Raw genomic sequence first — 13,434 nt, 5'->3', positions numbered from 1 at the left:
TCAGCGGAGCTGAGATGTGTCGGCTATGGGATAGGGGTCACCTGCGGCTGAACCAGACGGTCTTCTGTATCCAACCAGTGCCGCTCGTGCAGCCCATGAAGTGCTCATGGTTCTGTTGGCGTTGATGTCTACGGTGTAGCGCTCGGTCTTCCACAGTTTCTTGCATTTGCCATCCACGTCGCACGTCTCGCCTTCCTTGCAGACGGTCTGCACCTCGATCTCGTCGGTGCGGTCGGCAATCTCCATATTCTCCGGCCACTTCTCATTCGCTTCGGCCCTGTTGCGCCAACACGACTCATCCAGCGAATCGGCATGGTCGCTGAAGCGTGCCCATTCGGTTGCGCATCTACCGGTCAACAAAGCCAGCAACACAGCCATTTACATTCGCATCACCATCGGCATCCGCGTGCGCCCTTCCCTGCGATGAAGCGGCGTCAATGCGACGTGTCTGGTTTCCGCTGCCACAGCCAGCGCTCCTGTTCCGACCAGCCCCAGTACCACATGCAACTGGTGTAGGCGCTGCGGCGGCTGCTCTCGTTGACATCCATCACATAGCTCTCGATTTCCGGCTGCTGCACGCGATTGTATTTTCCATCCACGTCGCACTTGCTCTTGTCATCTTCCCTGCACTTCTCCAGCTTCTCCACGTACACGGTTCGCGTTGCCACTTCGTTCTTCACCGGCCACTGCCCTCTCGACTCTGTAGAGCAGTAGTCGGTCGAGTAGCTGTAATCCGCTGCATTCGTACGTGGCACCCACTCGGTCACACAGCCACTGGTGGACACCACCACCAGGACCAGCGCCGCACCTGCAACTCGCCTGCACCACATCGCCTTCCTTTCCATGGCAGCCCCCTTTCATCAGTGCCGGTTCGATCGTGGCGGCGATGCATCAGGCTTGTCCACGACCGGAACCGCTTTCACCAATGAAGGCCAATCGCCTGTTCATTTGCCGGCAGATCTGCCTCGATCCAAACGTCCACGCCGCTTCATGAGCGAGCGCAGCGAAGCGACCCCCTTCTGCCTTTCTTTCTTCAATCCGTGGCTGGCCGCACGGAATCTGTCCGTGGCCGGTCGGGTGGACTTTGCAGGGGTGTCCGCGGCATGGATGCCGCGGCCAAGCCCCCAGGGATGGGTTCACGGCGTCCCCTGCACAGCCCACCCGACCGGCCAATCCATGGAATCTGCTTCTGGCACCCAGCCACGAGGGACTCAGCCGTTGGCCGAATCCAGTAAAATCGCCCCCATGAACGCCCCCACCTTCCCCTACGACACCGCGCGCCTGAGCGAACTGGCCCAGCTGCTGATCGACAACGTCCGCGAACTGGCCCAGGCCGGCTGGACCCCGGCCACCAGCAGCAACTTCTCCCACCGCCTGGATGACCGCCACGCCGCGATCACCGTCTCCGGCAAGGACAAGGGCCGCCTGATCGAAGACGACATCATGGTCGTGGACTTCGATGGCAAGGCCGTCGGCCGCCCGCTGCGCCCGTCTGCCGAAACCCTGCTGCATACCCAGCTGTATCGCCGCTTCCCGGAGATCGGCTGCGTGCTGCATACCCATTCGCCGGTGCAGACCATCGCCTCGCGCCTGTATGCACCGCAGGGCCATATCCGGGTGGAAGGCTACGAACTGCTGAAGGCCTTCGCGGGCAACAGCACCCACGAGATGGCCATCGACATCCCGGTGTTTGCCAACACCCAGGACATGGAGGTGCTGTCGGCCCAGGTCGACGCCCTGCTCGACACGCAGACCCTCTGGGGCTACCTGATCGACGGCCATGGCCTGTACGCCTGGGGCCGCGACATGGCCGAGGCACGGCGGCACATGGAAGCGTTCGAATTCCTGCTGCACTGCGAGCTGGAGCTGCGCAAGCTGCGCCGCTGAAGTTTCCGGCACGGCCAGATGCCGTTCTGGAATCAGGCCATCAATGCCACCCTGCTACCCTGTCCTTCCCCGAGACGTTCAAGCTGCCGCCATGAGCCGACTGCGCATCTACGACGATACCCATCCCGAATCGCCGCTGCTGGACACCCAGGACGGCGCGATCATCGCTGCCGAACTGCAGAAGATCGGCGTCACCTTTGAACGCTGGCAGGCCACCGCGCCGGTCGCCCCCGGCGCAAGCCAGGACGAAGTGTTCGCCGCCTACCGCGCCGACATCGACCGCCTGGTTGCCGAACGCGGCTTCAAGAGCGTGGACGTGGCCTCGATCGCCCCCGACAACCCGAACCGCGCCGAGCTGAGGAAGAAATTCCTCGACGAACACTTCCACAAGGAAGACGAAGTACGCTTCTTCGTCGCCGGCTCGGGCCTGTTCACCCTGCACGTGGGCGACAAGGTCTACGAGATCGAGTGCGTGAAGGACGACCTGATTGCCGTGCCCGACGGCACCACCCACTGGTTCGACATGGGCGATGAGCCCAGCTTCGTGGCGATCCGCTTCTTCACCGAGCCGGATGGCTGGGTCGGTCACTTCACCGGCACCGACATCGCGCAGAAATTCCCCCGTTACATTCCGACCCAGGCGTCCTGATCAATGCAGCCCCGCGTCATCCTGACCGACATCGAAGGCACCACCAGCAGCATCTCGTTCGTCAAGAACGTGCTGTTCCCGTACGCACGCCAGGCGCTGCCCGGCTTCGTCGCCGACCATGGCCAGCAACCGGAGGTGCGTCGCTGGCTGGATGCAGTCGCCACCGAGATCGGCGGCGCCTGCCAGGACAGCCTGGTGGCCGAGACGCTGCAGGGCTGGATCGACCAGGACCGCAAGCACACCGCACTGAAGGCCCTGCAGGGGCTGATCTGGGACGCGGGCTACCGTCGTGGTGACTACACCGCGCACTTCTACCCGGAGGTAGCGCCGGTGTTGAAGGGTTGGCACGCCTCGGGCCTGCCGCTGTATGTGTACTCCTCCGGCTCGGTGTCGGCGCAGAAGCTGTTCTTCGGCTTCAGCGACGCCGGTGACCTGAGTCCGCTGGTGTCGGGCTGGTTCGATACCGAAGTGGGCGGCAAGCGCGAGGCTGACAGCTACCGCCACATCGTGCAGGCCATCGGCGTCCCCGCTGGCGAGATCCTGTTCCTGTCCGACGTGGTCGAGGAACTGGACGCCGCCCGCGAAGCCGGGCTGCAGACACGCCTGATCGATCGCCTGGACGACTACCCGATGCCGCGCATCGGCGACGCCGCCAACGGCCATGATCGCGTCGAGAACTTCCAGCAGATCCAGCTGTAAGGCCATCCGCCTTGGTGGATGCCAACCTTGGTTGGCATGCTTCTGCTGTGCCAACCAAGGTTGGCACCTACCAAGGCGGGGAGACGGCGCTGCTCATCGATCGTTGAGGGTCTTCACCTTCAACGCCTCGCGCAGCGCAGCCAGATCCACCGGGCCACGCACGGCGATGTCGCGGGTTTCGCCCGGCAGCAGGTCCAGCAGGTTGTCTTCCACCTGCACGTCGAGCGCGCCGAAATCGATCCAGGCTGCGCGCACCAGCGCAGCGCTGTGCAACCGCAGGCGATAGTGGTCACCATCGATCGCCAGGGTTGATGTCAGCTGCTGGCGTGGCAGCACCTGGTCCTTGGCTTCGACGAAGCCGACCACCTGCCGCGCCGTCACCTTGCCATCCTGCAGCAGTTCGAACACCGCCACCGTCCGCGCCGGATCAGCGCCGGCCAGCAGCTCGGCATCCGCGTAGGTGCCGATATCCGTCACCCCGGCGGCGGCCAGGGTCACCGCCTGCTCGCGACGGCGCAGCACCTTGCCCTCCACGTCCATCACCCGCAGGCGCCAACGTGCATCCAGCGCGGCACCATCGTTGACCAGGCGCACGCGCGTACTGCCTTCATCGCGCAGTGCGGCCACCGTAACCGGCGCGAAGAAGCGCCGCGCGGCATAGTGCAGCGCCTTCCAGCGACCGAAGTAGTCCACGCTCGACCAAGATGCTCCCGGCCAGACATCGTTGAGCTGCCAGTACAGCGAGCCCATCGTGTAAGGCCGCGAAGCGCGATGGTGCAGCGCCGCCAGGGCGATGCCATCGGCCTGCATCACCTGGCTCAGGTAGACGAAGTCCTCGAAGTCCTTCGGCGTGCCGTAGCCCAGTTCGATGTAATGCAGCAGGCGTGTATTGCCCTCGCCGGCCATGAACTTCTGGTGCGCGCGGATCACCGGGCTGTCGATGCGCTGTTCGGCACGGGTGGCGATCTGGTCCACCGTCGCCACTGCAGGCCAGGCCTGCAGGCCGTACTCGGACATGAAGCGCGGGGTTTCGCGCAGATACGCCTGCACCGGCAATGCCGGATTGCCCCACACCTGCCAGTAATGCTTGTCGCCACGGGTGGAGTCGTTGGCCTTCTCGTCCAGGTCGTTGCTGGGCGAACTGGACCAGTACGGCACGCCCAACCCATCCTCGCTCACCACCTGGCGCAGGTCGTTGCCGAACAGGTCGACGTAGCCCTGCCAGACCTTCGCTGCGAACGCCGGATCAGCTGCCTTCAGGTCGCGGCCGTGGCCCCAGTCCTTCCACGCCGTTTCTTCCTCGTTGTTGCCACACCACAGCACGATGCTGGGATGGTGGCGCAACCGGCGCACGTTGTCGCGCGCCTCGGCCACCACGCTGGCGCGGAATGCCGGGTCGTAACCCGGTTGCATGCCACCGCCGAACATGAAGTCCTGCCAGACCAGCAGGCCCAGTTCGTCGGCGATGTCGAAGAACGCGTCGTCTTCGTAGTAGCCGCCACCCCAGTTGCGCAGCATGTTCATGTTGGCATCGCGCGCGGCGACCAGTACCTGGCGCAGGCGCGCAGCATCAACGCGCGCGGGGAAGGCGTCGAAGGGGATCACGTTCGCGCCCTTGGCGAAGATCGGCACCCCGTTGATGACGAAGGCGAAGCCCTGTCCTCCCTTCTCGTCCTGCTCGCGGCGCAGTTCGACGGTGCGCAGGCCGATGCGCTGTTCGCGTGCCAGCACCGGATCGGCACTGCCGTCCAGGCGCGCCTGCACGGTGTAGCGGTCCTGCGCACCATGGCCGACCGGCCACCAGCGCCGCGGCTTGGCCAGTTCAACCGGCACCTCCACGCTGTTCCGGCCGGGCTTCAGTTCGACCGTGCGCTGCACCCGTGCGACGCTGCGGCCGTCGGGATCCCGCACCTCGACGTCCACCGCAATCGGACCGGCGACCGCGTCCTGCTCCACCTGCAGCACTACGGCCAGCTTTGCCTTTTCTGCATCAAGCGCATCAGTGCGTACGGCCAGTTCGGTCAACCGATGCGCATCCCATGCCTGCAGGTCCACGCCCCGCCAGACGCCGGCAGTGACGTAGCGCGGGCCCCAGTCCCACCCGAAGTGGTATGCCGGCTTGCGCGCGAAGTTGCCGACCATTGCGTCCTTGGGTTCATCGCCGTAGGGCGAAGGATAGTTGCCGGCAATCCTGTGCGGCATCGCCTGCACGCCGGGCAGCAGCGTGCGGATCGGCGAACGGAACACGATCTGCAGTTCATTGCCCTTCGCACGCAGGCGACCTTCGACGCGGGCGCGCCAGGTGCGGTGGGCATTGTCGGCGCGCAGCAGCGGTTTGCCGTTGAGCGTCACCTCGGCATAGGTGTCCAGGCCGTCGAAGCGCAGCTCGGCATGGGCCTTTGCCAAGCTGGCAGCGTCCACATCGAAACGGGCGCGGTACTCCCAGTCGGCCAGACCGATCCACTGCAGCTCGGCTTCGGGCGCACCGACGTAGGGATCGCGGATCAGCTCATGCGCCAGCAGATCGGTGTGCACGCTGCCTGGCACCGTGGCCGCGCGCCACTGCTGCAGGCCAGGATGGGCCGCGCCCTGCGCGTCGCCGGGCAGCAGCCGGAACTCCCATTGCGCCTGCAGCGGTGCGGCGCCTGCGGGGAAGGCGCCAAGGGCGATCAACAACAGCAGCAGACGGACAGCGTTGGAAATGCGATGCACGTGATACTCCTGTTTTTCCGCCGGGCATGACCCGGCGCTACCAATGCCACACGCCACGGTAGCGCCGGACCACGTCCGGCGAGCGCGCAGCGCGGCAGAACTCAACGCACGACGTTCAGCACTTCGTAGCACGCACCCATGGTGTGGTAATCCACCTTGCCGGCCGGGCTCTTCTCATCGCTGTACTTGCGGTTGTCGGCGTCGAGGATGCGGAACCATGCGCCGTATCGATGGTCGACGAAGTGCTCCCACGAGTACGCCCAGATACGGTCGTACCACTGCCAATAGCGGTCATCGCCGGTGCGTGCGGCCATCAGCGCGGCGGTGGCCAGGGTCTCGGCCTGCACCCAGAAATACTTGTCGTCGTCGCAGACGAAACTGTCGCCGCCGATCGGCGCGCCGTCCATGCCCGGCTGCCGGCGGGACTCCGGGGCGAAGCCGTAGTACAGGCCGCCGCGCACCTCGTCCCAGCTGCGCTCCACGGCCACATCGAACAGATGCTGCGCGGTCGGCACCAGCCAGTCGGCCTGCACGTGTCGGTCCAGGATCAGCAGCAGCTTGGCCCACTCGGTCTGGTGCCCCGGCTGGAAGCCCCACGGCCGGAACAGGTGCTTGGGATCGTCCAGGTTGTAGTCCCAGTCGATGTTCCAGTTGACGTCGTAGTGTTCCCAGACCAGACCGCCGGCCTTTGCCGCCTGGCGGCGGGTCATGTTGTCGGCCAGCTGCAGCGCGCGCTCGACATAGCGCTGCTCGCCACTGGCCTCGAACGCGGCCAGCATCGCCTCGCACATGTGCATGTTGGCGTTCTGGCCGCGGTAGCCGGTGAAGTTCCACTGGCCGTCGGCCTCGTCCCTGTACAGGCCATGCTCGGCTTCCCAGAAGCGCGCCTGCAGCAGCTGCCAGGTTTCGTCCATCCACGTGCGGGCTTCTTCGATGCCTGCCTTCAACGCACAGCTGTAGGCGAGCAGCACGAAGGCCACGCCGTAGCAGTGGTTCATGTCGTCCTCGACCACGCCATCGCGCAGGGTCCAAGCGTAGCCGCCGGTGGCCGGGTTGCGGTGAACCTCCCGCAGGTAGCGCACGCCGTGCTCGACTGCATCGCGATACTCGGCATTGCCGAACTCGCGGTAAGCCATGGCGTAGTTGAAGACGAAGCGGGTGCTGCTCACCAGATGACGATGGCTGGCATCGTAGATGCTGCCGTCGTCACGGAAGTAGTGGAAGAAGCCACCCTTCGGATCGATGCAGCGCGGATGGTAGAACGCCATCGTATCGGCGATGTGGGCGCGCAGGAACGCGGGGGAACGGAAATCGGGCGAGGTGCTCATGCGGGGAGATCCTGTACCTGCAGCAGCTGCTGCACTTCATCGAACGAGGGCATCGCAGCGAACGCGCCCTTGCGGGTCACGGCCATTGCGCCAACAGCGGCGCCGAAGCGCAGCGTGGCGGTGATCGCCTGCGGGTCCTGGCAGAACGCGGCAAAGCCCGCACCTGCCCCACCCCGCTCCAGCAGGCCAACCAGCACGCCGCCGACGAAGGCATCACCGGCAGCGGTGGTGTCCACGGTGGCGACGCGGAAACTGCTGACCTTGCCCTGCGTTTCACGGGTATACCAATGCAGCGTGGCGGCGCCGTCGGTGATGATCACCCAGCGTGCCTGCGCGGCCAGCAGGCGACGCAGCACCAGCGCCTCGCCGTCATCCCCCAGCGGGGCGGCCAGATAATCCAGTTCCTCGCGCGACAGCTTGACCAGGTCGGCGCGTTCCAGCGCCTGCCACAGGCGCGGTGTCGGGTCGACATCGGCCGGCCACAGCGCCGGACGCAGGTTGAGATCCAGGCTGACCACCGCACCGGCCGCGCGCGCGCGGTCCATGCCGGCGAACGTCGCTTCGGCGATGTCCGCTTCGGTCAGGCTGTTGGAACAGACATGGAAGCACTGCGCGCCATCGAAGCAGCCCGCCTGGAAATCGCTGTCACGGAACAGCAGGTCGGCGGCAGGCGGACGGTAGAAGCTGAAGCTGCGTTCGCCGCCCGCGTCCAGTGCAACGAAGGCCAGTGCTGTTTTGGCCGCGTCGGTACGCACGATGTAGTCGGTGCCGACGCCGTGTTCGCTCAGGCTCTCCGCCAGGAAGTCGCCGAACATGTCGCGGCCGAGCATGCCGACGAACTGGGTCTTCGCGCCCAGCCGCGCGGCGGCCACCGCGACGTTGGCCGGTGCACCTCCGGCGTACTGCAGGAACGCGCGCGGGGTATCGGCCGAGGACGGCGGCTGCGCTAGTAGATCGATCAAAATTTCGCCGAAGCAGACGATGGAACCCATTTTCGACTCAGCCTCCCTGCGTGCCGGCAGCCGGCGCGCGGGCGCCGACCAGTCCGTAGAAAATGATGTAGCCGTAGCACAGCAGCGGCAGGATGAAGCTGGCCTGCACGCCGATGTGGTCAGCCAGGACGCCCTGCAGGTAGGGCACCACGGCGCCACCGACGATGGCCATGATCAGCAGGCTCGAACCCTTGCTGGTCAGCGGGCCCAGGCGCTCGATGCTGAGCGCGAAGATGGTCGGGAACATGATCGAATTGAACAGGCCGATCGCCACCACCGAGTACAGCGCGACATTGCCGGAAGTCATCATGGTCAGCGTCAGCAGGCCCACGTTGACCAGCGCGAAGATCGCCAGCAGGCGGCTCGGCGAGAAGCGCGCCAGCAGCGCCGAACCGGCGAAGCGACCGATCATCGCCATCGTCCAGTAGGCCGACACATAGTGGGTGGCTTCCTGCTCGCTGAAGCCGCCGATGGTGGGCATCGACAGATAGTTGACCAGGAAGCTGCCGATCGATACTTCGGCGCCGACGTAGAAGAAGATGCCGAGCACGCCCAGCAGCAGGTGGCGCTTGCGCAGCGCATCCAGATAGCTGTGCTGATGCCCGTGGTCAGCCTGCTCGGTGGTGTCGTTCAACGCCGGCAGGCGGAACAGGAACACGAACAGGGCCAGCAGCACCAGCGCCACGGCCAGGCCGACATAGGGGCCCTGCACCGCGTGTGCCTCGGCGGTACGGTAGGCGAGCTGCTCGGCGGCCGGCAGCGCGGCGATCTGCTCACCGCTCATGGCCGTGTTGGACAGGATCAGCATGCCGCCGAAGATCGGCGCGATGGCCGTACCCAGCGAGTTCAGCGCCTGCGCCAGGGTCAGGCGGCTGGAACTGGTCTGTTCCGGCCCAAGCAGCGCGACATACGGGTTGGCCGCCACCTGCAGCACGGTGATGCCGGTGGCCAGCACGAACAGTGCACCGAGGAAGGCGCCATAGACGCGCAGCTCAGCGGCCGGCCAGAAGCCCAACGCACCGATACCGGCGATCACCAGGCCGGCCACGATGCCCTTCTTGTAGCCCAGCGCTGCCACAAGCCGCCCGGCCGGCAACGACATCAGGAAGTAGGTGCCGAAGAAGGTGAACTGCACCAGCATTGCCTTGGCGTAGTTCAGCTCGAACACCGCCTTCAGATGCGGAATCAGGATGTCGTTGAGGCAGGTCAGGAAGCCCCACATGAAGAAGATGGTGGTGACCACGGCCAGCGCTTTGCCATTGGTGACGGCAGGCTGGTTGCCCGGGGAACCCGATGGGCGGGGCGTTGCGGAGATCGGCATGCGGTACGCGCCTCGATGCGCGAAAGGTCGTTGGTGCGTGGAAGGGTGCAATCAGTTCAGTAGCGAAGCATCAATTCAATTCGGACGTGCGGCGCTGCTTTCGCGGATGCGCAACTGTACCGGGGCGACCGTGCGCCGTGGTGGCGCATCCGGCTCCTCCAGCCGCTGCAGCAGCAGCGAGGCCGCCTGCCGCCCGCGTTCGCGCGGGTCGGCCGTCAGGGTGGTCAACGGCGGCACGGCAACCGACGCTTCGGAAATATCGTCGAAGCCGGTCACCGCGAAGTCACCGCCGGGACGGATGCCGCGCGAGTTCAGGCCCAGCATCAGGCCCAGCGCGACGGTGTCGTTGTAGCAGACCGCTGCGCTTGGCCGATGGCCGTCGACGAACAGTTCATCGGTACGCGCGGCCGCTTCCAGGCGGTTGGGTGCAGATTCGATCATCCAGCCGGGCGGCAATGCCAGCCCGGCTTCGGCCAGTGCCTGCTGGAAACCGGCACGACGCTGGTGGCAGGAACTCGATGCCGCGTGGCCACCGAAGAACGCGATCTGGCGATGGCCGCGCTCGATCAGGTGGCGGGTGGCCAGGTAGGCGCCATGCTGGTTGTCCAGGGTCAGGAAGTCCCAGTCGGCGCCTTCCAGTTCGCGGTTGAACAGCAGTACGTTGGCGTTGGCGCCCAGTACCTGCCGCAGCAGCGTGGCATCGCTGCCCTCGGCCGGCGACAGGATCAGGCCCGCAGGCGTGTGTTCCATCAGCGTGGACAGCACCGCCTGCTGCCGCTCGGGCGACTCGCCGGTACTGCCGAGCAGGGTAACGTAGCCGCGCCCGCCCAGTGCCTCGTCCACACCCGAAGCGAATTCGGCGAAGAACGGGTTGGACAGATCGTTGATGACCAGGGCGATGCTGGAAGACGTGCGCCGCCGCAGGTTCGCTGCAGCGCGGTTGTAGACGTAACGCTGGCGGCGCAGCTCAGCCTCGACCCGGGCGCGGGTATCGACGTTGACCAGCGGACTGCCACGCAGCACCAGCGACACGGTCGCGCGCGAAACGCCGATGGCACGGGCGATGTCGGTCACCGTCACCGCCTTGCCGGAACGCTTGCTGGAACTGTCGCTGTTGTCGTTCATCGTCTTCCCGCACTCCGATGGATGCTCAAGCCTAATGGATCGCGGCCCTGTCGTGCCGTGCCGTTCGCTGGGTTGCCTCGAACGGCACAGCCCGGCTCAGTGCAGCTGGCTGCCCGGTGCCGCGCACCAGGACACCGGCAGGTCCTTGACCGCCGTGCCCCAGCCCTCGGTCGGCGCCCGCCCGTCAAGCGCGAAGCGCAGCTTCGGGCCCTGCTGCAGCTGGCTCCAGCCCAGCCATACCGGGGCATGTGCCTGGCCGTCGACCTGGACACCCTGTACGTACTGCAGGCGGCGGCCATCGGCGCCAGGTGCCTCGATGCGCAGGGTGCGGCCATTGCCCAACTCGACCTCGACCTTGGCAAAGCGCGGCGTATGCAGCAGGAACTCGCCGCTGCCCGGCACCGCCGGGTACACGCCAATCGCACTGAACAGGTACCAGGCCGACATCGTGCCGAGGTCATCGTTGCCGGTCACGCCGTTGGGCGCATTGGTGAACAGCTGCTGCGCGGCGCGCACCACGGCGGCGGTCTTCCACGGCTGGCCGATCAGCGTGTACAGCCACGGCGAGTGCAGGTCCGGTTCGTTGTTCGGGTTGTAGCGGAACTGGTTGTAATAGCTGTACGGCCCGACCACCCACTCCTTGCGGGCGGCATTGAGGGGGTCGGCCTGCAGAGCGTCCATGGCGAAGAAGGCATCCAGGCGGCGGCCGGCCTGTTCGCGGCCGTCCATCGCTTCGACCAGGCCCGGCACGTCCTGCTGCGCCAGCCACTGGTACTGCCACGCGGTGCCTTCATGGAAACCGTGGTGCGAGCGTGGGCTGTAATGGCCATCGGCCGGTGTGTACCACTGGCCATCTTCGGTGCGCGGGCGCGGGAAGCCGGTGAAGCCGGTCTCGGCGTCGCGCACCTGCGGGTCCCACACCTTGCGCCAGTTGCGGCCGCGCTCACGCAGCGTCGCCGCGTCCTGCGCATGGCCGAGGCCATCGGCCATCTGCGAAAGCGCACAGTCGGCCAGCGCGTATTCCAAGGTGGCCGAACCGCCGTGATGCGGATCGACGTCCATGCCCTTGGACGGGAATGCGCGGTCGTAGACCACGTAGCCCTTGTCCAGATAGGTCGGGTTGCCGGAGCGACCGGCAGCACGCGAGTTCAGCGGCGGCGTACCGAACGCATTGCGGCGCAACGCATCCCATGCCTGCCCTTCGCGGCCCTTGAGTGCACCGAAGCGCCACAGGTCGACCATGAAGGGGGTGACCGGATCGCCGGTCATGATGTTGGTCTCGAAGTTGGCATAGCCCCAGCGCGGCAGCCAGCCGCCCTGCTCATCGATCGCCAGCAGGCTGCGGCCGATGTCGCGCGCCACATCCGGGCGCGTCAGTGCCAGCCACTGGTTCTGTGCACGGTAGGTGTCCCACAGCGAGAAGTACTCGTAGTAGGTCCAGCCATCGGCGCGATGAATGCCATCGTCGTAGCCGCGGTAACGGCCGTCGGCATCGCTGCCGGTGAGCGGCTGCAGCAGCGCGTGGTACAGCGCGCTGTAGAACACGGTGCGGTCATCGCCATTGCCGCCCTGCACGCGCACGCGTGCCAACTGCTCCCGCCACGATTGCTGCGACAGCGCGCGCATGCGTTCGAAGCCCAGCAGCGCCCCGCCCTGCATGCCCTCGGCGCGCAGGTTGGTGCGCGCACCTTCGGCATCCACATGCGAAATCGCGCTGACGGCCGTGACCGACTGGCCCTTGGCCAGGTCGAAGCTGAGCCACGCGCCATTCGGCTTCTGCTCGCCTTCCATGCTGTGGCGCGCGCCCGGCAGGCCGCCGCCCTCGCCCCAGGTACCATGCGCCTTGAACGGGCGGTTGAACTCAATGCGGAACCAGGTGGTGTACTGATGTCCACCGCAGAAGCTCTTGGTGACCAGCTTGCCTTCCACCACGCGGTCACCCACCACATCGACCACGCTGCCGATCACCGAGTGGCGCTCGTTGGCCTGACCGACATTCACCAGCACGTGGCCGTCGCCCTGGCGCTGGCTGAAGGTGTAACGCTCGGCAGCTGCGCGGGTGCGCGCGGTCGCTTCTGCGTCGATGCCGCCGTAGCTGGTCAGGCGCACCTTGTAGTAGCCGGCCTGGCCGATCTCACCGTCGTGGCTGTAGGCCGACGCATAGGTCTTGTGATTGAAGGCTTTCGCATCGGCGGTATCGAAGTCGCCGCCCGGGCCGATCGAACCGGTCACCGGCAGCACCGAGACCTGCCCACCCTGCTCCCAGCAACCGGCACCGGACAGGAAGGAGTGGCCGAAGCCGCGGATCTTGTCGTCGTCGTAGCGCCAGCCCGAATAGTGGCTGCCGATCGGGCTGACCTGGATCAGGCCGAACGGTGCCGAGGCACCGGGGAAGGTATTGCCGTCATCCTTGCTGCCGATGAAGGTATTGACCTCGCGCTCCAGCGCGGCCGGTGCGGCCTGCAGCCAGGGCGTCACCGCCAGTGCCAGCAGGCAGGCGATGCGGGCCAGGGGCCGATGGGACAATGCCGACAGGCGGCGGGCGGGACGACGGCGGGACAACCTGGTCACGGGCAGGACTCCTTGGCGGCAGGGCGGCAGCGAAGAACCGGCCGCACAGGCCGAGCCCTCGTTTCCATCGGTACAAATCCGCACCCCGGCGGATTTAGATCGATTCAAGTAGAGCATGGGAATTTCGCCCAATGCATTCTGCGGCGCAGC

Annotated in this window: 11 protein-coding genes; 3 read left to right on the top strand and 8 right to left on the bottom strand. The window is 66.2% G+C overall.

Features of this window, described 5'->3' with window-relative positions:
* Entirely contained in the window at window positions 1–378 is a 378-nt protein-coding gene (locus tag AB4Y98_RS00055; RefSeq protein ID WP_312786002.1) for a hypothetical protein, read from the bottom strand.
* 56 nt (window positions 379–434) lie between these two features.
* Complete coding sequence (locus AB4Y98_RS00050) at window positions 435–830, bottom strand: hypothetical protein (protein WP_312786001.1); 396 nt, start codon at window positions 828–830, stop codon at window positions 435–437.
* 415 nt (window positions 831–1,245) lie between these two features.
* Here AB4Y98_RS00050 and AB4Y98_RS00045 point away from each other — a divergent pair, with 415 nt between their 5' ends.
* From AB4Y98_RS00045 to mtnC, 3 genes are all read left to right on the top strand, one after another.
* The gene (locus AB4Y98_RS00045; RefSeq protein ID WP_312107291.1) at window positions 1,246–1,887 is read left to right on the top strand and encodes a methylthioribulose 1-phosphate dehydratase; all 642 of its coding nucleotides are present in this window, start codon (window positions 1,246–1,248) and stop codon (window positions 1,885–1,887) included.
* Window positions 1,888–1,978: 91 nt separating this feature from the next.
* Window positions 1,979–2,536, top strand: a complete 558-nt coding sequence (locus AB4Y98_RS00040) for a 1,2-dihydroxy-3-keto-5-methylthiopentene dioxygenase (RefSeq protein WP_025874787.1) — start codon at window positions 1,979–1,981, stop codon at window positions 2,534–2,536.
* Between the two features lie 3 nt (window positions 2,537–2,539).
* A complete protein-coding gene (gene mtnC, locus AB4Y98_RS00035; RefSeq protein WP_088100698.1) occupies window positions 2,540–3,235 on the top strand; it encodes an acireductone synthase in 696 nt (231 codons plus the stop codon).
* A gap of 93 nt (window positions 3,236–3,328) precedes the next feature.
* Here mtnC and AB4Y98_RS00030 read toward each other — a convergent pair whose 3' ends face one another.
* The 6 genes from AB4Y98_RS00030 to AB4Y98_RS00005 form a co-directional block, all read right to left on the bottom strand.
* Window positions 3,329–5,947, bottom strand: a complete 2,619-nt coding sequence (locus tag AB4Y98_RS00030) for a beta-mannosidase (protein WP_442243474.1) — start codon at window positions 5,945–5,947, stop codon at window positions 3,329–3,331.
* A gap of 101 nt (window positions 5,948–6,048) precedes the next feature.
* Window positions 6,049–7,275, bottom strand: a complete 1,227-nt coding sequence (locus AB4Y98_RS00025) for an AGE family epimerase/isomerase (RefSeq protein WP_099842387.1) — start codon at window positions 7,273–7,275, stop codon at window positions 6,049–6,051.
* Window positions 7,272–8,267 (bottom strand): carbohydrate kinase family protein, encoded by a 996-nt coding sequence (locus tag AB4Y98_RS00020; RefSeq protein WP_442243473.1) that lies wholly within the window; start codon window positions 8,265–8,267, stop codon window positions 7,272–7,274. The genes AB4Y98_RS00025 and AB4Y98_RS00020 overlap by 4 nt, the downstream gene beginning before the upstream one ends.
* 7 nt (window positions 8,268–8,274) lie before the next feature.
* Window positions 8,275–9,588 (bottom strand): L-fucose:H+ symporter permease, encoded by a 1,314-nt coding sequence (fucP, locus tag AB4Y98_RS00015; RefSeq protein WP_263930344.1) that lies wholly within the window; start codon window positions 9,586–9,588, stop codon window positions 8,275–8,277.
* Between the two features lie 75 nt (window positions 9,589–9,663).
* A complete protein-coding gene (locus tag AB4Y98_RS00010) occupies window positions 9,664–10,713 on the bottom strand; it encodes a LacI family DNA-binding transcriptional regulator (RefSeq protein WP_025874798.1) in 1,050 nt (349 codons plus the stop codon).
* Between the two features lie 96 nt (window positions 10,714–10,809).
* A complete protein-coding gene (locus AB4Y98_RS00005) occupies window positions 10,810–13,284 on the bottom strand; it encodes a GH92 family glycosyl hydrolase (protein ID WP_442243472.1) in 2,475 nt (824 codons plus the stop codon).
* Between the last annotated feature and the right edge of the window lie 150 nt (window positions 13,285–13,434).

This window comes from Stenotrophomonas sp. 2YAF26, from assembly GCF_052114625.1.
GTDB classification, from domain to species: Bacteria; Pseudomonadota; Gammaproteobacteria; order Xanthomonadales; family Xanthomonadaceae; genus Stenotrophomonas; species Stenotrophomonas indicatrix.
This window is presented reverse-complemented; position numbering and strand designations above follow the sequence as displayed.